This window comes from Paenibacillus sp. FSL H7-0756, assembly GCF_038006765.1.
GTDB lineage: Bacteria > Bacillota > Bacilli > Paenibacillales > Paenibacillaceae > Paenibacillus_AQ.
Map to the genome: position 1 here is coordinate 452,932 of NZ_JBBOVT010000003.1, position 20,476 is coordinate 473,407.

The 20,476-nt window shown below is 55.3% G+C and carries 24 protein-coding genes and 1 other annotated feature; of the genes, 20 read left to right on the forward strand and 4 right to left on the reverse strand.

Features of this window, described 5'->3' with window-relative positions; all coding sequences use genetic code 11:
• Nucleotides 1-18 precede the first annotated feature (18 nt).
• Nucleotides 19-927: a YitT family protein gene (locus NST04_RS27815; protein WP_036693693.1), complete on the forward strand. Its 909-nt coding sequence runs from the start codon at nucleotides 19-21 to the stop codon at nucleotides 925-927.
• A gap of 174 nt (nucleotides 928-1,101) precedes the next feature.
• Here the strand turns inward: NST04_RS27815 and ligD are convergent, their stop codons facing one another.
• Nucleotides 1,102-1,998 carry a non-homologous end-joining DNA ligase gene (gene ligD, locus NST04_RS27820; RefSeq protein WP_341187153.1) on the reverse strand — a complete coding sequence of 299 codons (897 nt, stop codon included), beginning with the start codon at nucleotides 1,996-1,998 and terminating at the stop codon, nucleotides 1,102-1,104.
• A gap of 190 nt (nucleotides 1,999-2,188) precedes the next feature.
• On the opposite strand from ligD, the gene NST04_RS27825 reads away from it, so the two are divergent.
• From NST04_RS27825 to NST04_RS27835, 3 genes are all read left to right on the forward strand, one after another.
• Nucleotides 2,189-2,761 (forward strand): RNA polymerase sigma factor, encoded by a 573-nt coding sequence (locus NST04_RS27825; RefSeq protein ID WP_341188070.1) that lies wholly within the window; start codon nucleotides 2,189-2,191, stop codon nucleotides 2,759-2,761.
• Nucleotides 2,725-3,909, forward strand: a complete 1,185-nt coding sequence (locus NST04_RS27830) for a hypothetical protein (RefSeq protein ID WP_341187154.1) — start codon at nucleotides 2,725-2,727, stop codon at nucleotides 3,907-3,909. Before NST04_RS27825 ends, NST04_RS27830 begins: the two co-directional genes overlap by 37 nt.
• A 109-nt stretch (nucleotides 3,910-4,018) precedes the next feature.
• Nucleotides 4,019-4,231: a hypothetical protein gene (locus NST04_RS27835; protein ID WP_341187155.1), complete on the forward strand. Its 213-nt coding sequence runs from the start codon at nucleotides 4,019-4,021 to the stop codon at nucleotides 4,229-4,231.
• 4 nt (nucleotides 4,232-4,235) lie between these two features.
• On the opposite strand, the gene NST04_RS27840 is transcribed toward NST04_RS27835, so the two are convergent.
• Both NST04_RS27840 and ku read right to left on the reverse strand, forming a co-directional pair.
• On the reverse strand, nucleotides 4,236-5,234 hold the full coding sequence (locus NST04_RS27840) for an ATP-dependent DNA ligase (RefSeq protein ID WP_341187156.1): 999 nt from the start codon (nucleotides 5,232-5,234) through the stop codon (nucleotides 4,236-4,238).
• Nucleotides 5,227-6,207 carry a non-homologous end joining protein Ku gene (gene ku, locus NST04_RS27845; protein WP_341187157.1) on the reverse strand — a complete coding sequence of 327 codons (981 nt, stop codon included), beginning with the start codon at nucleotides 6,205-6,207 and terminating at the stop codon, nucleotides 5,227-5,229. The genes NST04_RS27840 and ku overlap by 8 nt, the downstream gene beginning before the upstream one ends.
• A 141-nt stretch (nucleotides 6,208-6,348) precedes the next feature.
• Here ku and NST04_RS27850 point away from each other — a divergent pair, with 141 nt between their 5' ends.
• The 10 genes from NST04_RS27850 (at nucleotide 6,349) to NST04_RS27890 (ending at nucleotide 14,415) form a co-directional block, all read left to right on the forward strand.
• Nucleotides 6,349-6,531, forward strand: a complete 183-nt coding sequence (locus tag NST04_RS27850; protein WP_341187158.1) for a hypothetical protein — start codon at nucleotides 6,349-6,351, stop codon at nucleotides 6,529-6,531.
• Nucleotides 6,532-6,545: 14 nt separating this feature from the next.
• On the forward strand, nucleotides 6,546-6,731 hold the full coding sequence (locus NST04_RS27855) for an H-type small acid-soluble spore protein (RefSeq protein ID WP_341187159.1): 186 nt from the start codon (nucleotides 6,546-6,548) through the stop codon (nucleotides 6,729-6,731).
• 829 nt (nucleotides 6,732-7,560) lie between these two features.
• Nucleotides 7,561-8,535: a DMT family transporter gene (locus NST04_RS27860; RefSeq protein WP_341187160.1), complete on the forward strand. Its 975-nt coding sequence runs from the start codon at nucleotides 7,561-7,563 to the stop codon at nucleotides 8,533-8,535.
• Nucleotides 8,536-8,624: 89 nt separating this feature from the next.
• Nucleotides 8,625-9,116: a tRNA (adenosine(37)-N6)-threonylcarbamoyltransferase complex ATPase subunit type 1 TsaE gene (gene tsaE / locus NST04_RS27865; protein WP_445667958.1), complete on the forward strand. Its 492-nt coding sequence runs from the start codon at nucleotides 8,625-8,627 to the stop codon at nucleotides 9,114-9,116.
• Nucleotides 9,113-9,910 (forward strand): tRNA (adenosine(37)-N6)-threonylcarbamoyltransferase complex dimerization subunit type 1 TsaB, encoded by a 798-nt coding sequence (gene tsaB / locus NST04_RS27870; RefSeq protein WP_341187161.1) that lies wholly within the window; start codon nucleotides 9,113-9,115, stop codon nucleotides 9,908-9,910. The genes tsaE and tsaB overlap by 4 nt, the downstream gene beginning before the upstream one ends.
• Nucleotides 9,907-10,431, forward strand: a complete 525-nt coding sequence (rimI, locus tag NST04_RS27875; RefSeq protein ID WP_341187162.1) for a ribosomal protein S18-alanine N-acetyltransferase — start codon at nucleotides 9,907-9,909, stop codon at nucleotides 10,429-10,431. The genes tsaB and rimI overlap by 4 nt, the downstream gene beginning before the upstream one ends.
• Complete coding sequence (gene tsaD, locus NST04_RS27880) at nucleotides 10,428-11,477, forward strand: tRNA (adenosine(37)-N6)-threonylcarbamoyltransferase complex transferase subunit TsaD (protein ID WP_341187163.1); 1,050 nt, start codon at nucleotides 10,428-10,430, stop codon at nucleotides 11,475-11,477. Before rimI ends, tsaD begins: the two co-directional genes overlap by 4 nt.
• A 268-nt stretch (nucleotides 11,478-11,745) precedes the next feature.
• Nucleotides 11,746-11,874, forward strand: coding sequence for a hypothetical protein (locus NST04_RS34075; protein WP_445667959.1), 129 nt, complete (start codon nucleotides 11,746-11,748; stop codon nucleotides 11,872-11,874).
• 49 nt (nucleotides 11,875-11,923) lie between these two features.
• Nucleotides 11,924-12,214 (forward strand) — a binding site (T-box leader).
• A gap of 75 nt (nucleotides 12,215-12,289) precedes the next feature.
• On the forward strand, nucleotides 12,290-13,852 hold the full coding sequence (locus tag NST04_RS27885; RefSeq protein ID WP_341187164.1) for a 2-isopropylmalate synthase: 1,563 nt from the start codon (nucleotides 12,290-12,292) through the stop codon (nucleotides 13,850-13,852).
• A 305-nt stretch (nucleotides 13,853-14,157) separates the two neighbouring features.
• The gene (locus NST04_RS27890) at nucleotides 14,158-14,415 is read left to right on the forward strand and encodes a hypothetical protein (RefSeq protein ID WP_341019003.1); all 258 of its coding nucleotides are present in this window, start codon (nucleotides 14,158-14,160) and stop codon (nucleotides 14,413-14,415) included.
• Nucleotides 14,416-14,686: 271 nt separating this feature from the next.
• Here NST04_RS27890 and NST04_RS27895 read toward each other — a convergent pair whose 3' ends face one another.
• Nucleotides 14,687-16,642, reverse strand: a complete 1,956-nt coding sequence (locus NST04_RS27895) for an ABC-F family ATP-binding cassette domain-containing protein (protein ID WP_341187165.1) — start codon at nucleotides 16,640-16,642, stop codon at nucleotides 14,687-14,689.
• A 216-nt stretch (nucleotides 16,643-16,858) separates the two neighbouring features.
• Between NST04_RS27895 and NST04_RS27900 the strand changes: the two genes are divergently transcribed.
• The 6 genes from NST04_RS27900 to groES all read left to right on the forward strand — a co-directional run bounded on the left by NST04_RS27900 (nucleotide 16,859) and on the right by groES (nucleotide 20,436).
• Nucleotides 16,859-17,524 carry a 5-formyltetrahydrofolate cyclo-ligase gene (locus NST04_RS27900; protein WP_341187166.1) on the forward strand — a complete coding sequence of 222 codons (666 nt, stop codon included), beginning with the start codon at nucleotides 16,859-16,861 and terminating at the stop codon, nucleotides 17,522-17,524.
• On the forward strand, nucleotides 17,515-17,991 hold the full coding sequence (gene moaC, locus NST04_RS27905; RefSeq protein ID WP_341187167.1) for a cyclic pyranopterin monophosphate synthase MoaC: 477 nt from the start codon (nucleotides 17,515-17,517) through the stop codon (nucleotides 17,989-17,991). The genes NST04_RS27900 and moaC overlap by 10 nt, the downstream gene beginning before the upstream one ends.
• Before the next feature lie 91 nt (nucleotides 17,992-18,082).
• Nucleotides 18,083-18,568, forward strand: coding sequence for a MogA/MoaB family molybdenum cofactor biosynthesis protein (locus NST04_RS27910; RefSeq protein WP_036693720.1), 486 nt, complete (start codon nucleotides 18,083-18,085; stop codon nucleotides 18,566-18,568).
• Nucleotides 18,569-18,699: 131 nt separating this feature from the next.
• The gene (tatA, locus tag NST04_RS27915; RefSeq protein WP_341187168.1) at nucleotides 18,700-18,942 is read left to right on the forward strand and encodes a twin-arginine translocase TatA/TatE family subunit; all 243 of its coding nucleotides are present in this window, start codon (nucleotides 18,700-18,702) and stop codon (nucleotides 18,940-18,942) included.
• Nucleotides 18,943-19,083: 141 nt separating this feature from the next.
• The gene (tatC, locus tag NST04_RS27920; protein WP_341187169.1) at nucleotides 19,084-19,848 is read left to right on the forward strand and encodes a twin-arginine translocase subunit TatC; all 765 of its coding nucleotides are present in this window, start codon (nucleotides 19,084-19,086) and stop codon (nucleotides 19,846-19,848) included.
• Nucleotides 19,849-20,154: 306 nt separating this feature from the next.
• Nucleotides 20,155-20,436 (forward strand): co-chaperone GroES, encoded by a 282-nt coding sequence (gene groES, locus NST04_RS27925; RefSeq protein WP_036723192.1) that lies wholly within the window; start codon nucleotides 20,155-20,157, stop codon nucleotides 20,434-20,436.
• Nucleotides 20,437-20,476 lie beyond the last annotated feature (40 nt).

Consider the following 20,476-nt stretch of genomic DNA (forward strand, 5'->3'; position numbering starts at 1 on the left):
ATTTATAGGGGGAGTTCTATGACTGTAAGCCAACATATCTTTACGAGTGAAGAACAGAAGAAGCCGCAGAAGTCCGGAGTTTTTAAGACGGCAAGATTGGCCCAGCGGATTGTGATGATTGTCATCGGAGCGGCCATGATGTCTGTTGCGCTTGAGATTTTTCTTGTTCCCAATAAGTTGATTGATGGCGGAATCACCGGTATTTCCATTATGTTGTCCCATATTTTCAATATACCGCTCGGTATTCTATTGACCCTGCTTAACCTGCCGTTCCTGGTTATCGGGTATAAGCAGATTGGTAAGACGTTTGCCTTATCTACTCTATTCGCTGTCATTGTAATGTCCATTGGTACCCAGTTGCTGCATCCTGTTCATCCTATTACAGTTGAGCCGCTGCTGGCAGCAGTATTCGGAGGGGTCATTCTCGGCGTTGGGGTTGGACTCGTTGTCCGTTATGGCGGATCACTTGATGGTACGGAGATTGTAGCCATTCTTGTATCCAAGAGGCTTCCGTTCTCTGTAGGGGAAGTTGTTATGTTCTTCAACCTGTTTATTCTGTCCGGCGCAGGCTTTGTGTTCGGCTGGAATAATGCGATGTTCTCCCTGATTGCGTATTACATTGCTTTCAAACTGATCGATATTACACTTGAAGGCTTGGACCAGTCCAAGTCGGTATGGATTATCAGCGATAAATTCCGTGATATCGGCGAAGCCCTGACGGAGCGTCTGGGGCGCGGAGTGACTTATCTTGATGGTGAAGGCGGATTCTCCGGCGATAACAAGAAAGTGATCTTTGTAGTCATCACCCGCTTGGAAGAAGCGAAGCTTAAGTCGATTGTCGAGGATTGGGATTCCGACGCGTTCATCGCGATCGGCAATATCCATGATGTCAAGGGCGGCCGCTTCAAGAAAAAAGCAATTCATTAGCATTAGCGTTACCAGCCCAGCCGCAACGCTTTCGAAGGAAGGTATATTTACGAACGACAGATTAATCCATACGGCGGTCTTGACTTGCTGCGCCGTATTCCCATATATAATACCTTTCGTCCTGATTGAGGAGGAAACCAGATAAGCCCGCAGCCTGAGAAGGCATTTGCGGGCTTATTGCTGTCCTGAGGGCAGCTTGGCAATAATCGCTTCGACCGGCTGGGGAGGAACCTTGGCAATCAGATCTCCTAACCGGCTAAGCCGCTCCTCTATATTCAGCAGGTTGAAATCTGTAGGTTTGACGCCCCGTTCAACCTCCTCCCACAGGAGGGGAGTGGAGACGGTGGCCAGCGGCCGGGCGCGCGGGGTGTACGGGGCAGCGAGTGTTTTGCCGCCGTAATGCTGGAGATAATCGAAGTATATTTTATCCCCGCGATGCTTCTTCAGGCGCTCCAGGGTGAAGAGATCGGGCCGCTTCTCGGTGACATAACGGCCTACGAAATGCCCGATCCGGCGCAGCTCATCGAAGGTCACCCCCGGCTTAACCGGAACAATGATCTGCACTCCGGTGGCTCCCGAGGTTTTGGGAACGGAGTCCAGTCCGAGCGATTTCAGCACCTCCCCTACCACAGCGGCAGCTTCCATAATCCGCGGTTCGACCTCAAGCGAAGGGTCCAGATCAATCATCCATTCGCAGGGCAGCGTACTGCCGGCATAATGGAGGGAGGGATGGAATTCGAGCGCAGCCAGATTGCCCAGCCAGAGCAGCTCCGGCAGGCCCTGGAGCACAATATAGGTGATATCGTCCTGCACCGCCGTTCGGACGAATTCCGGCAACGGCTCCGGGGCGTTCTTCTGATAGAACGACATCCCGGGAACGCCATGGGGATAGCGGATCACCGTGAGCAGCCGGTCTTTGCAATAGCGCAGCAAGTAAGGCGAGAGGGCCGCAAGCTTTTGCAGATAGATCTGCTTGGTGATGCCCATCTCGGGCCAGAGCGGTTTGTCGGGATTGGTGATGCTGATTTGCTGCCCGTCTACGGTAATGGTTCCTTTAGTGGCCGCTGGCATGGGACATCCCTCCTTAGCTTTCCCATTAACTTAAAATTTCAAGTTCAATCTATATAGTATTTGCCTTACTTTAGTTTTTCAGTCGACCAGGGCAGTTCACTTTTTTTGCGTAAAATGTCCCTTTTGGCCCGGGCAGGTGCTTATAAGAGTGTTAGCTATAAGAGAGGAGCGTTTTACGATTTTGGATGAAATGGAACACCTCGTGGTTCAGGTGCAAAACGGCTACGTGGAGCAGTACGAGGGGATCGTTGAGGATGTTCAGCAGCCGATGTACCGTTATTGCAGCCGCCTGCTCGGCAGCGGGGCAGAGGCGGAGGACGCCGTGCAGGAGATTCTGGTCAAAGCGTATCAAAATATCGGTAAGTACCGCCCGCTGGTCAGCTTCTCTTCATGGCTGTATAAAATCGCTTATCATCATTGTCTGGCGGTTATCCGCCAGCGCCAGCGGCAGAGCCGGGTGATGATGCTGCTGCGGCCGCAGAAATACGCAGAAAGCCCGGAGCAGCGGATAGACCGCTTCCTGTTCGATGAACCGCTCGCTGTAGCGTTTGCCCGGCTGAAGGCGGAGGAGCGGAACCTGCTGGTATTGCGGATTTTTGAAGAGCTGAGCTTTGCCGAAATTGCCGTCATTCTGGGCAAGAATCAGGATGCGGTCAAAAAAAGATACCGGCGCACGATCATTAAGCTCACGGGCCTGCTGCAATCGCAAAGAGAGGGGGAGGAACAATGGACAAGCACATCGCTGCTGAAGAAAAAAGGATAAGACGAATGGGTAACGGTGAAGCTCTGGGTAGCATTGATGTTAAATCATCCGTTATGGAGCGGGTACGGGTCATCCATGCCCAGCAGATTACAGCACAGGACGATACGCTGGCTTCCCAGGAACAACCGGTGTCCGGAATGGATGCGCAGACACCTGTAATGACCAGGCAGCCAATACTTTCGCTGCGGCCTGCGGTAAAGCGGGGCAGAAGGCTGGCCGCCGGGCTCTGCGCAGTTGCGTTGCTGGGACTGGCTGGATTCAGCGTTCTCCGCCATGTGACGGACCAGGAAACTACGGTGAAGGCGCAGCAACCGGACTTTGCGGTCATCCGGCAGACGGAGGGGCAGCCACTGGCCTTGAAGGACAACAGCGGCAGAGTTGTGGCGCAGGTGAAGAGGGCTGAACCGAAGGTCTATACGCCTTACATTGGCTCTAGCTCTGCCCGGGAACGTTACTTTAAGCTAAGTGAACAATATGAACGGCAGGCGCAAGCGGGCTTACAGCCGGGAGAGACAGCAGCTTATTATGTCAATGACAGTGAATTAATTACACTCATGAACGGGCTGGGGTATGGGAAACCGCTATTTTTCACAAGCAGAACGATTACGTATACCAGCTACACACAGTTGTCAGCAGCCCGGGAGCAAACGGGCAAGTGGAGCTTTGCACTGCCGCCTGAGAGTATTGGCCAACTCCGGTTTGCAGAAGGCAGACTGTTCACAAAAGTTCCTTCTTCATTTGCTTCAGAGTACGGGGTGATTCTGGAGGCGCTGAAGGCCAAAACAGATGCCGCCCAGGACGGGAATCCGTTAGCTGTAACCATATGGCCCTTAGAGGATATTGCGAGAGCCGAGGCGGTCTATCGGGATGGAAGAAATCAGCTTGCTCTTCAGATATCCTGGGACAGTACAGTAACAACCGGTCCTTCGCAAATTCACGTATCTCCCGGCCAAACGGCTGAACTATGGACCTACGAGGATAAGGAGCTGCTGTTCATTTCAGGTGCCGAGAACAACGCGGGTTCAGTAAGCAGACTGTATTGGTATGACAGCGCCTATGGAGGACTTGCTTGGATGACGGACCCGCCGAACCAGCGGCTGACCCGGGAACAATGGGAGACCATTGCCGCCGGGATGGTACAGTATTGAGGGAATCAGTGCGCAGATCAAAGGTGTTCCAGAAGCCTCAAAGGCAAAGGGACATCTTTTTTGTGCGAAAAACCGACCACAATCGGCCACGTGTAGGCGTGCGCGCCAAATGTTATTACCGGGGGACAAGGATGAACAGGTGCAGGTTAACGGGCAGGAGATATTGTTCACCTCGTTCGGGCCGCATCATGACAAGTTGAAATCTCAATTGCAGTGGAGCAGTGCTAACGGCAGCAGGGAGTACACATTGACGGATACCAGGAACATTGTGCAGAGTAAAACTGAACTGCTGAAGATTGCCGGAAGTCTCATTCCGCAATAGACAGCTAGAACCCCCTCTGGCTTAAGGAACAAGAGTGTGCGGGCAGATCGACCTGAGCCTGAATCACGGGCTGGCGGAAGGTGCCGGAGGGATTCCATTCCAGGTAATGCAGCTTAAACACCAGCTCAGGCTTAATCCAAACGGAGCCTGAGCTTCGCTGCGGAAGTGCAGCAAACGGCATATGCTCTGTGACAAGTTCCGGAATTCTTGCGGTCAGCGTCCGCCAGTCCTGGACGGTCATTCTGCCCGCCCCGGCATGCCCGATATAATGCAACTCCCCGGCATCATCATACAGGCCGAAGAGCAGTGCATTCACGATGCCGTCACGGAAGGTGACGCCCCCGGCGACAGCAGTGACATCAGAGATGATCTTGAGTTTCTGCCAGCGTTTGTCCTTGCCGCCCGGCACATAAGTGCTGTCCAGATCCTTGCAGACGATCCCCTCCAGACTCCCCTGCCGCGCCGCAGCGAGGAGCTGGGCGGGGTCAGGGTAGCTCGGCACCTGCTGTACATGGGGATGGGGAAGCAGTCTCTCCTTCAGTATCTCCTGCCGCCTGCCAAGCGGTTCGTCCAGCAGCCAGATGCCGTCACAGTATAGCATATCAAAAACCATATACAACACCGGAACCTGCGGCTGCACTGCCCGGATCGCCGATTCGTTCTTCAGGCTGTCCCGCCGCATAACCTCATGGAAGGAGGGCTTGCCGCCGCTGAGCGCAATGACCTCGCCATCCAGAATGAAGGAGCCGGCCCGGCAATAGCTCTCTGATCCGGCCAGCTCGGGATACTGGAGGGTGCGCCGGTTGCCCCGGCGGTTAATCAGTTCGGCATGGCTCCCGTCGTAATAGGAGATCATCCGCACGCCGTCCCATTTGATCTGGGCGATCCACTGTGCTCCACTTGGAAGCACAGAGGCCAGCACAGGCTCAAACGGAGTGACGGGCTGAAGCTGAAGGGAACCGGCGGGCCTTGCAGCAGGTGCAGGAGTCCGTCCCCTAGGCACCGGTGACCTTGCTCTTCGCGCTTCTGCGCTTCGGCTTCGGGGCAATCACCGGAATCGGTCCGGTGGCATCATCTACAACCGGAGCGGCAGTTGTATCGGTTGAAGTCGCGGCGGCAGCGGCCTTGGCCGGACGTTTCTTCGCACCGGCAGCAGTCCTCGGCTTAGCCCCGCTGCCTCCTTTGGCGGGCCCGGGATCGGAAGGAATATGCTGCACAGCCTCGATACTGGCCTGCAGTGCGGCCATTAGATCGATGACATTGTTCTCCTGGCGGGCCGGAGCAATATGGAACTCCTCTCCTGCAATCTTATGCGTAATCAGATCAAGCATCCGCTGGCGGTAATCATCGGTATATTTGGCAGGCTCGAACGGGGTGGACAGCTGTGAGATCAGCAGCTTGGCCATATCCAGCTCTTTGTCGTTCACACTTCCCGGCTCCGGCAGGCCCGGGACCTGCGATACGGGACGGACCTCGTCCGGGTAATAGATCGTCTCAATCGCCAGACAGTCCGCCAGGACGCGGATGGCGGCCAGACTGCTTTTGGAGCGGATAGAGATCTTGGCAATACCGATCTTTCCGGTCTGACGCATAGCCTCCATCAGTAGACGGTAGGCATTGGCGCCTGCCTGATCGGGCGATAAATAGTAGGTCTTCTGGAAATAAATCGGGTCAATCTCCGTCAAATCCACGAAATCGAGGATGGTGATGCTCTTGCTGCTCTCCTCGCTTAGCTGATCCAGCTCCTCCTTGTCGAACAGGACAAACTTGCCCTTCTCATATTCGTACCCCTTGCCGATCTCCTCCCAGGTGACCTCCTTGTCACAGACAGGACATTTACGTACATAAGACAGCGGACTGCCGCATTCTTTGTGGATGTAGCGCAGCGAGATGTCTTTATCCTCCGTAGCGGAGAACATCTTGACCGGAACATGCACAAGCCCGAAGCTGATGGCTCCTTTCCAAACGGTATGCATGAGAATCGCCTCCTGATGGGATGTGTTATGGCTTAGTATGGGGCGTCAAGGCTTTTTCTAGCCGGATGCATTATTTGAGAGTCATGGGAAAAAATAAGGCTGCTGAGCTTGCACAGACCCATAGCGAGAAGAGGAGGCAATATGGACAAGGAATATTATCACTGGAGCGATGCCCTATCGGAGCAGGACATTCCGGCAGAGGCGGTCAATTGGGACAATATTATTGCGGGTCCGGAGGATGCGGGACTGGATGAGGACGCAGCACTGCTGGATGCTGATGCAACCATTGGGGAGCTTCCGGCGGAAGATGACGACGAAGAATAGGAGGCTAGAAAAGAATGGATATAACACGTGCGCAGGATATTTACGCTTCCAAGGACAAAATCGCGGTGCATCTTGATGGAGAACCAGTGTGGATTGAGCATGTTGATTCCGCTAACGGCATGGCAACGGTTCAGGTAGGCTCCCGGCCGGCGAATACGCAGACTGTTGGTGTTGAGCGGCTGGAGGAGCAGGGGAAGTAGCGGGAGCGTAAAAGTAACTCAGCATTGGGGCAGGACCTTATTGGCGGTATTATTAACGCCAATAAGTCCTGCTTTTTCTCGCTGAAACGGTACCGTCCTCTAAAAGGACGGCAAAGCCGTTTCCACTTGGTGTGTTGGTTGTTGGCTGATCCTCTAGCTGGTGCATGGAGCTCTATAGGCTAGTTTTAGGCGGTGGCGGTAAGCGGAAAGAGGAACATTAGTCGGGAAGGTGGTGCAGAAGTGCCCCGGAATTGGAGGAAAGGGAGCATGGGGCGGGTATAAGGTGCAGAAGTGCCTATGAATTTAAGTGAAATGGGCGTGGAGCGGCGGCTTCAGGGGGGCGAGTTGGGAGGAAGATGTTGAGCGGACTGGAGTGCTCTTATTTGGATGAAACTCTTCGTTTTGTGGACCCGACCGGACTCAGATGTCGTTAAGTAACCCACTCAGCGTAACATTTGGCTCAAAATTGGAAATTAACGGCTCCTGAGTCCGCAACAAGCATCAAAATGATATTTTAAGCCAAATAGCGGCTTCTGGGTCCGCTGAACTCCCAGCACTCCGCTTATGCGCCACCACACTCATTCGTCTCCTCACCCACTGTCGTCTTGTTCATCCGCCACCACGCTCATTCGTCACCTCACACACCGTCGTCTCGCTCATCCGCACCACACACACCCTGAACTCTCCTCACAGTCACCTCCGCCAGTAACCTTCCCTGCGTCACCCACCAGGCAACGGACCTCTAATTATAGCTGACACAGTTATTGACGCCAGGCGTGGTGACCCCCTATATTTGGAAGAAGTATTTTGACGAAAAGAGATGATGGAAGTGCGTCCGATATTGCTGGGTGTGTGCTCGGCGCTGTTTTTTGCAGTGACGTTTGTGCTGAACCGGAGGATGGAGCTTGCGGGAGGAAGCTGGGCCTGGAGCGCCTCGCTGCGGTATTTGTTCACGCTTCCGCTGCTGCTGGTTATTGTAGCCGGGAGAGGAAAGCTGAAGCCGCTGCTGGCTGCGATGAGAGAACGGCCGGGGGCTTGGCTGCTGTGGGGCACTGTCGGGTTCGGCCTGTTCTACGCGCCCATCTGCTTCGCCGCTGCCTATGCACCGGGCTGGCTGACAGCGGGAACGTGGCAAATCACAATTATCTCCGGTTCCCTGCTGGCTCCGTTCTTCGGAGAATGGGTCAGCGGACCGGGGGGACAAGTATACATAAGAGGTAAAATCCCGCTGCGCGGGCTGCTCCTCTCCCTGATTATTCTCGCCGGAGTAGCGCTGCTGCAAGTGGAACAGGTGCGGCAGCTTGCCCTATCCCAGGTCCTGCTCGGCATTGTCCCGGTACTTATCGCTTCCTTCGCTTATCCGCTCGGAAACCGTAAAATGATGGAGCTGTGCGGCGGCCAGCTGGATGTATTCCAGCGGATTCTTGGCATGACGCTCGCCAGCCTGCCCTTCTGGCTGGCTGTTGCTCTGTATGGGATGGCAGATACAGGACTTCCCTCCTCCCCGCAGGTAGGACAATCAGTCATTGTTGCACTCAGTTCGGGAATTGTGGCTACGGTGCTGTTTTTCCGGGCTACCGATCTGGTCCGGGATAACATGGGCAGTCTGGCAGCCGTGGAAGCGACCCAGTCACTGGAGGTGTTGTTCGCCTTGCTGGGGGAGATGCTCCTGCTGGCCTCGCCGCTGCCGTCCCTGCTCTCTTGGGCAGGGATTGCGGTCATTATTGGCGGAATGGTGCTGCATAGCCTATTCTCCCGGCATCCGGGGAAGCCTGCGGCGGTTCAAGCGGCCTCGAGGGACTAACAGCGGCTGTTGCGGTACAAGTAGCATACCGATATAATTAAGGATATTGTTAACCGTTAAGGGACTTCAAAAAGGTGGTAGTTGCAGCTTTGGATAATAATACACAAACGGTGTTTACCTACCGTTCATTCAGCCTTCAGGATACGGAGGCACTTGCCGCCGCCATCGCTGCCGCGTCATCGGCGGGGATGGTTATCGGACTTGACGGGGATCTGGGTGCGGGCAAAACGGCGTTCTCGCAGTGCTATGCGCGCCATTTGGGTGTGGAAGGTATTGTGAATAGCCCTACTTTTACCATTATCAAAGAGTATGAAGGACGTCTGCCGCTGTATCATATGGATGTATACCGGATATCGCTGCAGGAAGCGGACGAGCTGGGGCTGGAAGAGTATTTCTATGGTCAGGGCGTGAGTCTGGTGGAATGGAGCCGAATCATCACTGATCTGATGCCGCCGCGGCATCTCCATATAGAGCTGAAGACCGCCGGCCCGGATGAACGGGAGATTACGGTGACCGGAATCGGAGAGCCTTACGGCGAAGTGTGCCGGATGCTGATCCAGAAGTGGGGTAAAGAAACATGACGAACTCGAATAATGAGCCGCGTAAGCGGTTTTTGGCGCTGGATACATCTACGGCAGTTCTGGGAGTGGCCGTGACTTGCGGCGGGGAGCTGCTGCATGAGATTAATGCTTCCGGGGAGCGGAACCATTCGGTTCATCTGCTGCCTATTATTGAGCAGGCGCTTCAGGCGTCTGCGACGACGGCTGATACAATCGGCGGAATCTCGGTCGGGATCGGCCCGGGCTCCTATACCGGAACACGGATCGCTGTGACCGCAGCGAAGACGCTGGCCTGGGCCTGGAACGTTCCGGTTACCGGCGTATCCAGCCTGCATGCGCTGGCCTGGGGCGGATACCATGCGGCTTCTGCGCTTGGCGCGGCAGGAACAGACTGGATCATTCCGCTGATCGATGCCCGGCGGGGACAGGCGTACACCGCTGTATTCGCGGCGGACGGGGACAAGCCGCCCCGGCGGCTGGCACCGGATGCTATCCGGCTGATGGCCGACTGGGTGCAGGAGCTGGCGGTACAGCTGAAGGAAGCCGCAGCTGAAGGCAATCTGCCGGAGACCCTGTGGTTCGTAGGCGAGACGGCGCTGCACGGAAGTGCGGATATGCTGGCTCCGCTGATGGAAGCTGCCAATGTCCAGGCGTTGCCTTATGAGCTGGAAGGACGCTGGACCGGCTTACTGGCGGAAGCGGGCCTTTATGAAGAGAGCGGAGATCTGCATACGCTGATTCCCAATTATACGCAGCTGTCGGAGGCGGAGGCGAATCTGCGCCGCAGCAGCGAAGGGAGCCTGAATACACGATGATCGAACCGGAACGTAGACCAGCTCAGGGGGCTGAGCTTGTTTTTCGCCTGATGCGGCTGGAGGATGTGCCTGCGATTCTTGTGATTGAACGGGAGGCCTTCACCATGCCTTGGACAGAGGAAGCCTTCCGCAACGAGCTGACCCACAATCATTTTGCCAAATATATGGTGATGGAGCTGGAAGGGAAATTAATCGGCTACGCTGGAATGTGGGCGATTGTCGATGAGGCGCATGTCACCAATATTGCACTGCTGGAGGCCTACCGGGGGCGTAAATGGGGCGAGCGGCTGCTGGACGAGCTGATGAAAACGGCGGCTTATCTCGGCATGCAGTCGATCACGCTTGAAGTACGGGTCTCCAATGAGGTGGCCCAGAATTTATACCGCAAAAAAGGCTTCAAGCCTGCCGGTACCCGCAAGGGCTATTATTCGGACAACCGCGAGGATGCGCTCATCATGTGGGCCGATCTGCCGGAGTACGGGGAGCAAGCTGTAACGGAAGGAAGCGTGGACTTGAAATGAAGACAGACACGGGCGCAAGGGAGCCTGTATTGATTCTGGCGATTGAAACCAGCTGTGACGAGACCTCTGTAGCTGTAGTGAAGGATGGCTGTGAGGTGTTGTCCAATATTATTTCCAGCCAGATTGAGACCCACCGGGCATTCGGGGGAGTGGTGCCTGAGGTGGCCTCCCGCAAGCATGTCGAGGTGATAACGCTGGTCATTGAAGAAGCCTTAAGCGTAGCTGGCGTACGTCCGCAGGAGCTGACGGCAGTGGCAGTAACGCAGGGTCCGGGACTGGTGGGGGCGCTGCTGGTAGGAGTCGTGGCTGCCAAAAGCCTCGCGCTGGCCTGGGGCAAGCCGCTCATCGGCACGCATCATATTGCCGGTCATATCTATGCCAACCGGCTGGTCAAGGAATTGAAGTATCCTAACATGACGCTGGTGGTGTCAGGGGGACATACGGAGCTGGTGCATATGGAGCGGGAAGGAAGCTTCCGGATTATCGGGCGTACCCGTGACGATGCCGTCGGAGAGGCGTATGACAAAGTAGCCCGTGCCCTGGGCTTCCCTTATCCGGGAGGGCCGCATGTGGACAAGCTTGCGCATGAAGCGGAAGAAGCCTTCGCTCTGCCGCGTGTGTGGCTGGAGCCGGGTTCGTATGACTTCAGCTTCAGCGGGCTGAAGTCTGCGGTGCTGAATGCGGTGAATCAGAGCAAGATGAAGGGGCTTGTGCCGGATGTCGCGGCCATTGCGCGCGGCTTCCAGGAATCTGTAGTTGAAGTGTTGGTTGAGAAGGCGATCCGTGCCGTCCGTGAATACCACGCGGAGCAGCTTCTGCTCTGCGGAGGGGTAGCGGCAAACAAGGGGCTGCGCGAAGCCCTGATCCGGCGCTGCGGGACAGAGGGGATTGAGCTGATTATCCCTCCTCCCGTGTATTGTACGGATAATGCGGCGATGATCGGTGCCGCAGCTTATGTGAAATGGAGACATGAAGGCGGGATTCAGCTGGATATGGTCGCCGATCCCGGGTATTCGCTGGAGAAATGGTCGGTATCTGCCTATTGACTTTTGCAGAAGCCGCCGGGTATAATCAGTTCAATTCAATTACTTTATATTTGAACAAACGCAATGATCGGAAGCAGTAAGGTCACTCCGGGATAAGAGAGCTGCGGGAAGGTGCGACGCAGTCGATGGAGACCTGAACTCGTCCGGGAGCGGAGCGGTGGAAGCAGGGAGCTCTTTGAACAGGAGCGCTAGCCGGTACAGGATGTAATCCGGCGACCTTAGGTACACCGTTACGGTTAACCTCCGTGAGAGGGTGGTCAGTCAGGGCTTGGCGGAATGGGAACATGCCGGGAACCTTGCAGACATGGAGTGGGTATCGCAGAACAGCTGGAAGGCTAGCGGGTTCGGATATCAACAAGAGTGGTACCGCGACAGTGAGCAGCCTGTCGTCTCTTGAATGAGACGGCAGGCTTTTTTGTGCACATTTTGTGAGAAGTTTATAGGAATGACACGCTAGGATCGGGAGCAGTAGACGGCTAAGGTGAACAGAGAGCTGCGGGGAGGTGCGACGCAGACACCAGAGGCCGGCGAATCTCGCCCGTGAGCGGAGCGGCGGAAAGAGCTACAGGTACGCTGCTACGGATGTCCCCGTTACGGACCCTTCAGATCTTTAGAGCTTCCGTTATCGGGGCTGTGAGATCTGATACTAAGCTGGACGCAGCCGGGACTTCTGTACATCAGGAAGCCTATGCGTCAAAAAGAGTGGTACCGCGGAGGGCTGACCCCCCGTCTCTTTATAAGAGACGGGGGGTCTTTGTGCTTTTTAGGAGGCAGCTCTCCATTAGATAAACCTAATTTGAGGAGGAATTACGATGATCATTCCGGTAAAGAAACGAATTCAGATTTTTGATACGACGCTGCGCGATGGCGAGCAGGCCCCGGGAGCCAGTCTTACCCCTGAGCAAAAGATTATTCTGGCCGGCAAGCTGGCGGACCTGGGAGTGGATGTCATGGAGCCGGGGTTCCCTGTATCCAGCCCGGGGGATTTCGCTGCGGTGGAGACGATCTCCCGCAAGATTCAGGGCGTAGAGATCTGCGGCTTCGCACGTGCAGTCAAGGGGGATATCGATGCTGCTGTACGGGCCACCCGGGATGCCGCGCGGCGGCGGATTCATCTGTTCATCTCCTCCTCCGACATCCACCTGCGCCATCAGCTGCGCATGAGCCGCCCTGAGGTAGTAGCGGTTGCCAGAGAGATGACGGCTTATGCCCGCCAGTTCTGCGATGTGGTAGAGTTCACTGCAATGGACGCTGCGCGGACGGGTATCGACGATCTGATCGAGATGGTCGAGGCGGTGATTGAAGAGGGCGCTTCGATTATCAATCTGCCGGACACGGTGGGTTATGCGCTGCCGCAGGAATACGGAGAGATGTTCCGGCGTGTGCGGCTTGGGGCCAGGGGCGGAGACAAGGTCATCTACAGCGCCCACTGCCATAACGATCTGGGCCTCGCCGTAGCGAACAGCCTGGCGGCCATTGAAGGCGGCGCCACACAAATTGAGGTCACGGTCAACGGTGTGGGCGAGCGGACCGGCAACTGTGCGCTGGAGGAGCTGGTCATGGCGCTGGAGACACGCGGAGACTCTATTGGCGCCGAGACTGGAATCGTGCTGGATAAGCTGTATGACACCTCGCGGATGATCAGCGGGGCGATGCATTTCCCGATTGCCTTCAACAAGCCGGTGGTCGGGCGCAATGCCTTCCAGCATGAATCCGGCATCCATCAGGACGGTCTGCTGAAGGACCGCAGCACCTACGAGATTATGGACCCGGAGCGGCTGGGCATCCCGCGCAGCATGATTATTCTCGGCAAGCATTCCGGCCGGCATGCACTGAAGGACCGCGCCGCGAAGTACGGCATCGCCCTGGATTCGGCGGAGCTGGACGCGCTCTACGAATCCTTCAAGGAGACGGCTGACCGCCAGAAGGCCGTCAGCGACGATGAGCTGCTGCGGATGGTCAGCAGCACCACCGGACAGCAGGCGCAGGTCTATGCGCTCGGCGAGGTCCAGGTCCTGGCCGGCAGCGCGCCGCGCCGCGTGGCCGCAGTGACGGTGCGCCATCTGCAGAGCGGCGCAGAGACGACCCAGACCAGCACCGGAGACGGTCCGCTGGAAGCAATCATTGCCGCTATAGGGCAAGGGATTGCCGAGGATATCCGCTTCGACGGGCTGGAGCTGCATTCCCTCGGCAGCGGCGGGAATGCCCAGGCCGAGGCTGCCGTCATGGTGGAGTGGAAGGACACCAAGTTCCGGGGCACGGCCATCCATCACGATATCGTGATGGCCGCAGGCATTGCCTATATCGCCGCCTGCAATGCGGCGCTGCTGTCGGAATCAGAGGTGCCCGCTCCCGGCGCGGCGGTGAACAGCTAGAGCGGGGTTGTCCAAAGCATCAGGAGCACCAGCACCAGGAGCAGGTAGAGTGCCTTTACCCTAACGCATCTTGCCAAGCCCGATTTTACGGACTTGGCAGATGCGTTTTTTTGAAGCCGGCGGGACAGGGGCATTGGAGGGGAGAGCGTAAAGCGGATATAACGGGAGGAGTAAGGAGAGGGTTACCCGTCAAAGTAATCGTGCAAAGAGAGTACAGTTGGAGAAACGTAGCTTAATTTCCCGGTTTCTGAGATATATAACGAAGCAAGTGGAAAAACAGCATTTAATGGTGCTAATTGTGCCACATGGGCCGCAACTGTGATCTATTAAATGTAGTTTCTCCAACTGCTGTTGCTGTAGGGAACAATCTTGCTTTAGCAAGTGGAGAAAATCCATTTAATGAACAGAATAGCACCGCACCTGGCTCGTACCTTGCCGAAACAGGTCATTCCGCCGCTGTCCTGTCTCTGAAATTTGAGCTTTATCCAGCAGAATTTTTGCCTCATGCGGCATTTGTCAACCTGTGGACAACGTTATCCACATATTCCGCACGAGTTGTGTAAAAACCGTGTAAAATCAGCAATAACGCCTTTTTTGCGAGCGCTATAAACAGGAGGTTATGCTCTGAAACAAAATTGTGAGAATTGTGGATAATGTGGATAATTCGGTGGATAAAAAGTCCTTGACAAGCAAAGTAGCCATTTTACGCATGAAAAAAGCCCCGAAGGGCTAATTTTAGGTGATAGTTATGCACGGAAACTGTGGATGGGGCTGTGGATAACTACATTTGAACAAATTGGAAACTGTTAAAATTTTTTTTGAACCGCTTTTACATTATTCCTCAGCCAGTTTCTCCCATTCGCTAAATAAATCTCCCAGCTCGCGTTTTTTGTCCTTCAGCTCACTTTCATGCTCCTGAAGCGCCATATAATCCTGATACACCTCAGGTTTAGTCATTTCATGCTCAATCCCCGAGATGGCTTCCTCCAGCTTCGCGATATTCTCCTCCAGTTCAGAGATGCGGCGCTGGCGGTTCCGCTCCTCGCGTTTGGCCTGTTTCTCCGCTTCATAGGAGAGGGAGCTGCCTCTTTCCGCCGCTATCGCTTCGCTGTCGGCATTGCGGGAGGACTTGGCGGCGGCAAGCTCGGCTTCCTCTTCGGCAATTGCCTTGAGCTCGAGCTTTTTCTCAATATAGTCGTCATAATTGCCCAAGTACTGATCAATTCCGTCCGGGTGCAGTTCAAGTACCCGTTCAGCCATCTTGTTGAGGAAATAACGGTCATGGGAAATGAACAGCAGGGTGCCTTCAAAATCGATCAGGGCCGATTCGAGCACCTCGCGGCTGACGAGATCCAGATGGTTGGTAGGCTCATCGAGAATCAGCATATTGGCTCCGCGCAGCATCAGCTTGGACAGGGCGACGCGGGCCTTCTCACCGCCGCTCAGCGCAGCGACCTTCTTAAGTACATCCTCGCCGCTGAACAGGAAGTTGCCGAGAATCGTGCGGATTCTGGCCTCCTCCAGCATCGGATATTCGCTCCACAGCTCCTCCAGCACAGTATTGCGCGGATTCAGCCGGGTCTGCTCCTGATCATAGTAGGCGATCTTCACCTTGGTTCCCCAGTTCACGGTTCCGCGGGAAGGCTCGCGGGTGCCGGTCATACATTGCAGCAGTGTGGACTTCCCGATCCCGTTCGGCCCGATCAGCGCCGCTGTCTCGCCGCGCCGCAGCTCGAAGGAGGCATTGCGGAAGAGCGGTGCAGCCTCCGGACTGAAGGAGACTGCCACCTCCCGGACCTGGAGCACCTCCTTGCCGGACATGAAGTCGGGCTCGAAGGAGAAGCTGGCCTTCTTCAGGTCGCCCAGCGGCTTGTCGATGCGCTCCATCTTGTCGAGCGCCTTACGGCGGCTCTGTGCCCGCTTGGTGGTCGAGGCCCGGACAATGTTGCGCTGCACGAAATCCTCCATCCGCGAAATTTCGTCCTGCTGCTTCTCGTACTGCTTCATACGGATCTCGTATTCCGCAGCCTTCAGCTCCATATAACGGCTGTAGTTGCCTGTGTATCTGCGCGATTGGTGCCGCTCGATCTCTACGATGGTCGTCACCAGGCGGTCGAGGAAATACCGGTCATGGGATACGACCAGAATGCCTCCGGCGTAGCCGCGCAGATAATCCTCCAGCCAGGTGAGCGTCTCGATGTCCAAATGGTTAGTCGGCTCATCGAGCATGAGCAGATCGGGTGCTTGAAGCAGGATACGGGCCAGTGCCAGACGCGTCTTTTGGCCTCCGCTTAACGTTGAGATTGGAGTATCCGGTGCGAACTCCCCGAAGCCCATCCCGTGCAGCACGCTGCGGATGCGTGTATTGATCTCATAGCCGCCGTGATCCTTGAACCAGTCGGAGCGTCTGGCATAACGCTCCAGCAGATCCTCATAACGCTTCGGATCTTCGGCAAGTGCGGGATCGGCGATATCCGCCTCAAGCTGCCGCAGCTCGGCTTCCGCCTCCAGCAGCGGCGCAAATACCGCGAGCATCTCTTCCTGTATGGTGTTATCCGACTGCAGGCCGCTATTCTGGGCCAGGTAGCCAATCGTAGTCTCTTTAGACTTATGAATTTGTCCGCTGTCATAAGACATCTCACCCGCAAGAATCTGCAGAAAGGTCGATTTGCCTGCTCCGTTGACGCCAACCAGCCCGACTCTCTCCCTCTCGTTCACCATGAGATTAATGCCGTCCAGCACGCTTTGTATACCGTATGATTTCGTAATTCCTGTCGCTTGAAGAAGCATTCTGATGAAACCTCCGCCCTTGCAAATTGGCCTTGGCGGCTTGCGCCCAGGCGATTGTCCAATCTTATTCTCCAGTTTACATGAAAAAGGTTGGACGTGCGAGGTCCATTCTCCTAACAAGGGGAATGAATCAACCTTGGCGAACCAGTGAGAAGAGTGGTAAACTGAGCTTACAAACTATGATAAGCTAGGAACAAGTGAAGGAGGAGGCTGCCTATGCAGGACAGCAGCATGCAGCTTGCCGGGCGGAAACGTGAGCTTCGCACCGGGAATGCCGCGCTCCGCGATGCCTTGCCCATGGAGCAGCGGGAGCTGTTATCCGCCCGGGTATGCGCCCATGCCTGGAGCTGGTTCGCGCAGGAAGGCGCAGCTTCACTGCTTGCGTATGCGCCGTTTCGCTCCGAGCTGGACTGCCGTCCGCTTCTTGCGGCGGCGTGGGCTGAAGAGCACGAGGTGCTGCTTCCCCGCGTCAACCGGGAGAGCGGGGATTTAAGCCTACACCAGGTAAGCTCCTGGGATGAGCTTGTCCCTGGAACCTACGGGATCATGGAGCCGGCGGCGGGGAGTGCTGCACTTGCCGGACCCATCATGCAAGCAGCAGGACGGGGAACCAGCTGGCCGGAGGTCATCTTCGTGCCCGGACTGGCCTTTGACCGGCGGGGCGGGCGCCTCGGCTACGGACGCGGATATTATGACCGCCTGCACACCGCCTTGGAGGCGGTAGCCCCCGGCACGGCTGCCAAGCCCATATGGATTGGTCTGGCCTACGGCCTCCAGCTGGTACCCGAAGTACCGCTTGAAGAGCATGATGCCTTAATGGATCTGCTGATTACGGAGAACGGCATCTGGGATTGCCGGAAGGAGAGGGCTACATGGAATTAACTCATTTCAACGAGCAGGGCAGAGCCCGCATGGTGGATGTGAGCGACAAGGAAGTTACCAAGCGGACAGCGGCAGCCAGAAGCCAGGTACATATGGCCCCGGAGACGCTGAGCGCCATTAAGGCGGGAACGATCCGCAAGGGCGATGTGCTTGCGGTAGCTCAGGTTGCAGGAATCATGGCGGCGAAGCAGACCTCGGGCTGGATTCCGATGTGCCACCCGCTGCCGCTTACCGGAGTGGATATCCGCTTCATGGATAACAACAAAGATGAACTATATATAGAAGCAACCGTCAGCACTACCGGCAAGACCGGGGTGGAGATGGAGGCGCTCACTGCCGTATCGGCGGCGGCGCTGACCGTATATGATATGTGCAAGGCGCTGCAGAAGGACATGATTATCGGACCTACGATGCTGGTGTCCAAGAGCGGCGGTAAGAATGGGGATTACGCGCTGGAAGCAGAATAGAGCAGCAGCAGGGAATGATACAGCCGAAGGCGCAGCGGCAGCTGCTTCAGCAGCCGGACATACATAGTACATAGAGAGGGAGGGACAACCTATGGCGTGGAAAACAGCAATCCTGACGGCCAGTGATAAAGGGGCCAGGGGCGAACGGGAAGACACGAGCGCCCAGGTGATTCGGGAGCTGGTGGAAGAGGAGCTGGGCGGCGAGATCATTGAATACCGGATCGTGCCTGACGAGCAGGATGAGATTATTGCTGCACTGATTGAGCTCACGGATTATTTCCAGGCGGATCTGGTGCTTACTACCGGCGGAACCGATCTGGCGATCCGCGATGTTACGCCGGAGGCGACGCGGCGGGTTATTGAACGCGAAGTGCCCGGACTCTCCGAGGCGATGCGCAGTACGGTCATGCAGAAGAACCGCGCAGCAATGCTGTTCCGGGGAATCTGCGGGATCCGCGGAAGAACCCTGATTGTCAATCTGCCTGGTACCCCGAAGGGGGTACATGAGAATCTGGCAGCAATTATGGATCAGCTGCCGGAAGCTCTGTTAATGGTTACAGGGCAATACCGCCAGTAATAAGCCCCGGTTCCACCCGCTTTTGTCTAAATCGTTCAGGATAGACGATGGATGTGTGATATAAGTTATGGTATTATTATTTTATCGTTAACTATTGTCATGAACGGACAGAAGGATGGGAGGAAACCGGAATGTTAGGTGGTATTGGCACACCCGGAATTATCTTGTTGGTTATCTTGGCGCTTCTGCTCTTTGGTCCCAATAAGCTTCCTGAATTGGGGCGGGCAGTCGGGCGTACCTTCCGTGAATTCAAGGATGGTGCACGGGAGATTGTGAACGAGCCGGAACCGGCCAAGCGGAGCGAGACACCTGCTCCTGCGGCCTCGCAGACGGTAGCAGCAGAACTTCCGCAGGACCGCCGTCTGCCGGAATAATTGTAAGGTTCCCACGCAGGGGCGTCTTTCCCAGGTCTGCTAATAGACTGGGACGGCGCCCTTTTTTTGAAATATAAGCATTTAAATGTTGCACACGATAAATTATCCATTGCTAATATATCTATCCGGGTGGTGTCAGTCATGTCTCTGGAAGCGGAAGAAATGTCCCTCGTCGATCATCTGACGGAGCTGCGCAGACGTCTTATCTACGTGCTGATTGTATTTGTGGCCGGACTTGTGCTGGGCTTATTCGTCGCCAAACCAATCTATCTGTACCTGATCAGCGCCGACGCTGCGCAAGGCTTTGTACTGCATGCGTTCTCCTTCTGGGACGGGATCGGGATGTATATGAAGATCGCCATGGCGGTCTCGCTGGTCTTCTCCGTACCGTTCATTGCCTTCCAGCTATGGGCATTCATCAGCCCCGGTCTGCGTCCTGTGGAGCGGAGTGCTGCCCTGCGATATGTGCCTTATGTGTTTGTGTTGTTTATTGCCGGCATTGCTTTTGCCTATTACATAGTATTCCCTATGGCCTTGTCCTTCACCATTTCGATTACGCGGAATATGGGGCTTGAAGAGACCTACGGCATCGCTGAATACTTCAACTTCCTGTTCAGTCTGGTGATTCCGCTGGCCCTGCTCTTCGAGCTGCCGCTGATTGTCATGTTCCTGACCAAGCTTAGGGTGCTGAATCCGCTGCGTCTGCGCAAGATGCGCCGTTATGCCTATTTCGCGCTTGTGTTTATTGCTGTGGTCATTACGCCGCCTGATTTCATCTCGGACTTTCTGGTGACAATTCCGCTGCTGGTGCTGTATGAATTCAGTGTGTTTCTGTCCGCGTTCGTCTACCGCAGGCAATTGGCCGAGGACGCCAAGCGGGAGGCGCGGTATGTGAAGGCAGAATGAATGGATGGGGGGCATAAACTGCCCCTTGATGGATAGAATGTAGGAAAGTGTGTGCCGGACAAGCACTGAAACCATAATTTTGCAAAAAAACAAATACGATTTTACGTAAAAGGACTTGAAATCCGCCTTCAAGTTGAGTATCATAAAAATTGTTGTTAGCACTACAGAGGGTTGAGTGCTAACGCTGCGAGAAAACCGGGATTGGCCGCAGCAATACCCCTTCAGGGATGCTGATGGTGCAGATCCCCGCAGTTCAATCTATGTTTTCAAGGCAAAACACATAATTTCAAAGGAGGCTATTTTTTCATGATTAAACCACTAGGTGAACGCGTATTGGTAGAACCAAGCGAGCAACAGGAAACCACTTCTTTCGGGATCGTGCTTCCGGACTCTTCCAAAGAGAAGCCGCAAGAAGGTACTATTATCGCTGTAGGCAGCGGGGCTTTGAAAGACGGAGTCCGTGTAGCGCTGGAAGTGAAAGAGGGCGACCGTGTGCTTTTCTCGAAATATGCCGGAACTGAAATCAAATACGAAGGCAAAGAATATCTGATTATGAAAGAAAGCGACATCCACGCTATTCTTGACTAGTCTTGAACGTCTCTCATAATTCAGATTCAGAATACATTCA

Coding starts and splice junctions, on each gene's coding strand:
- NST04_RS27850 (WP_341187158.1), top strand. CDS start 6,349: ATGGACAAGGAATATTATCACTGGAGCGATGCCCTATCGGAGCAGGAC.
- tsaD (WP_341187163.1), top strand. CDS start 10,428: ATGAAGACAGACACGGGCGCAAGGGAGCCTGTATTGATTCTGGCGATT.
- tsaB (WP_341187161.1), top strand. CDS start 9,113: ATGACGAACTCGAATAATGAGCCGCGTAAGCGGTTTTTGGCGCTGGAT.
- NST04_RS27830 (WP_341187154.1), top strand. CDS start 2,725: ATGGACAAGCACATCGCTGCTGAAGAAAAAAGGATAAGACGAATGGGT.
- NST04_RS27885 (WP_341187164.1), top strand. CDS start 12,290: ATGATCATTCCGGTAAAGAAACGAATTCAGATTTTTGATACGACGCTG.
- NST04_RS27900 (WP_341187166.1), top strand. CDS start 16,859: ATGCAGGACAGCAGCATGCAGCTTGCCGGGCGGAAACGTGAGCTTCGC.
- NST04_RS27895 (WP_341187165.1), bottom strand. CDS start 16,642: ATGCTTCTTCAAGCGACAGGAATTACGAAATCATACGGTATACAAAGC.
- tatA (WP_341187168.1), top strand. CDS start 18,700: ATGTTAGGTGGTATTGGCACACCCGGAATTATCTTGTTGGTTATCTTG.
- NST04_RS27890 (WP_341019003.1), top strand. CDS start 14,158: ATGGGCCGCAACTGTGATCTATTAAATGTAGTTTCTCCAACTGCTGTT.
- ligD (WP_341187153.1), bottom strand. CDS start 1,998: ATGCCAGCGGCCACTAAAGGAACCATTACCGTAGACGGGCAGCAAATC.
- NST04_RS27910 (WP_036693720.1), top strand. CDS start 18,083: ATGGCGTGGAAAACAGCAATCCTGACGGCCAGTGATAAAGGGGCCAGG.
- rimI (WP_341187162.1), top strand. CDS start 9,907: ATGATCGAACCGGAACGTAGACCAGCTCAGGGGGCTGAGCTTGTTTTT.
- NST04_RS27815 (WP_036693693.1), top strand. CDS start 19: ATGACTGTAAGCCAACATATCTTTACGAGTGAAGAACAGAAGAAGCCG.
- tatC (WP_341187169.1), top strand. CDS start 19,084: ATGTCTCTGGAAGCGGAAGAAATGTCCCTCGTCGATCATCTGACGGAG.
- NST04_RS27855 (WP_341187159.1), top strand. CDS start 6,546: ATGGATATAACACGTGCGCAGGATATTTACGCTTCCAAGGACAAAATC.
- NST04_RS27825 (WP_341188070.1), top strand. CDS start 2,189: ATGGAACACCTCGTGGTTCAGGTGCAAAACGGCTACGTGGAGCAGTAC.
- moaC (WP_341187167.1), top strand. CDS start 17,515: ATGGAATTAACTCATTTCAACGAGCAGGGCAGAGCCCGCATGGTGGAT.
- NST04_RS27835 (WP_341187155.1), top strand. CDS start 4,019: ATGTTATTACCGGGGGACAAGGATGAACAGGTGCAGGTTAACGGGCAG.
- ku (WP_341187157.1), bottom strand. CDS start 6,207: ATGCATACCGTTTGGAAAGGAGCCATCAGCTTCGGGCTTGTGCATGTT.
- groES (WP_036723192.1), top strand. CDS start 20,155: ATGATTAAACCACTAGGTGAACGCGTATTGGTAGAACCAAGCGAGCAA.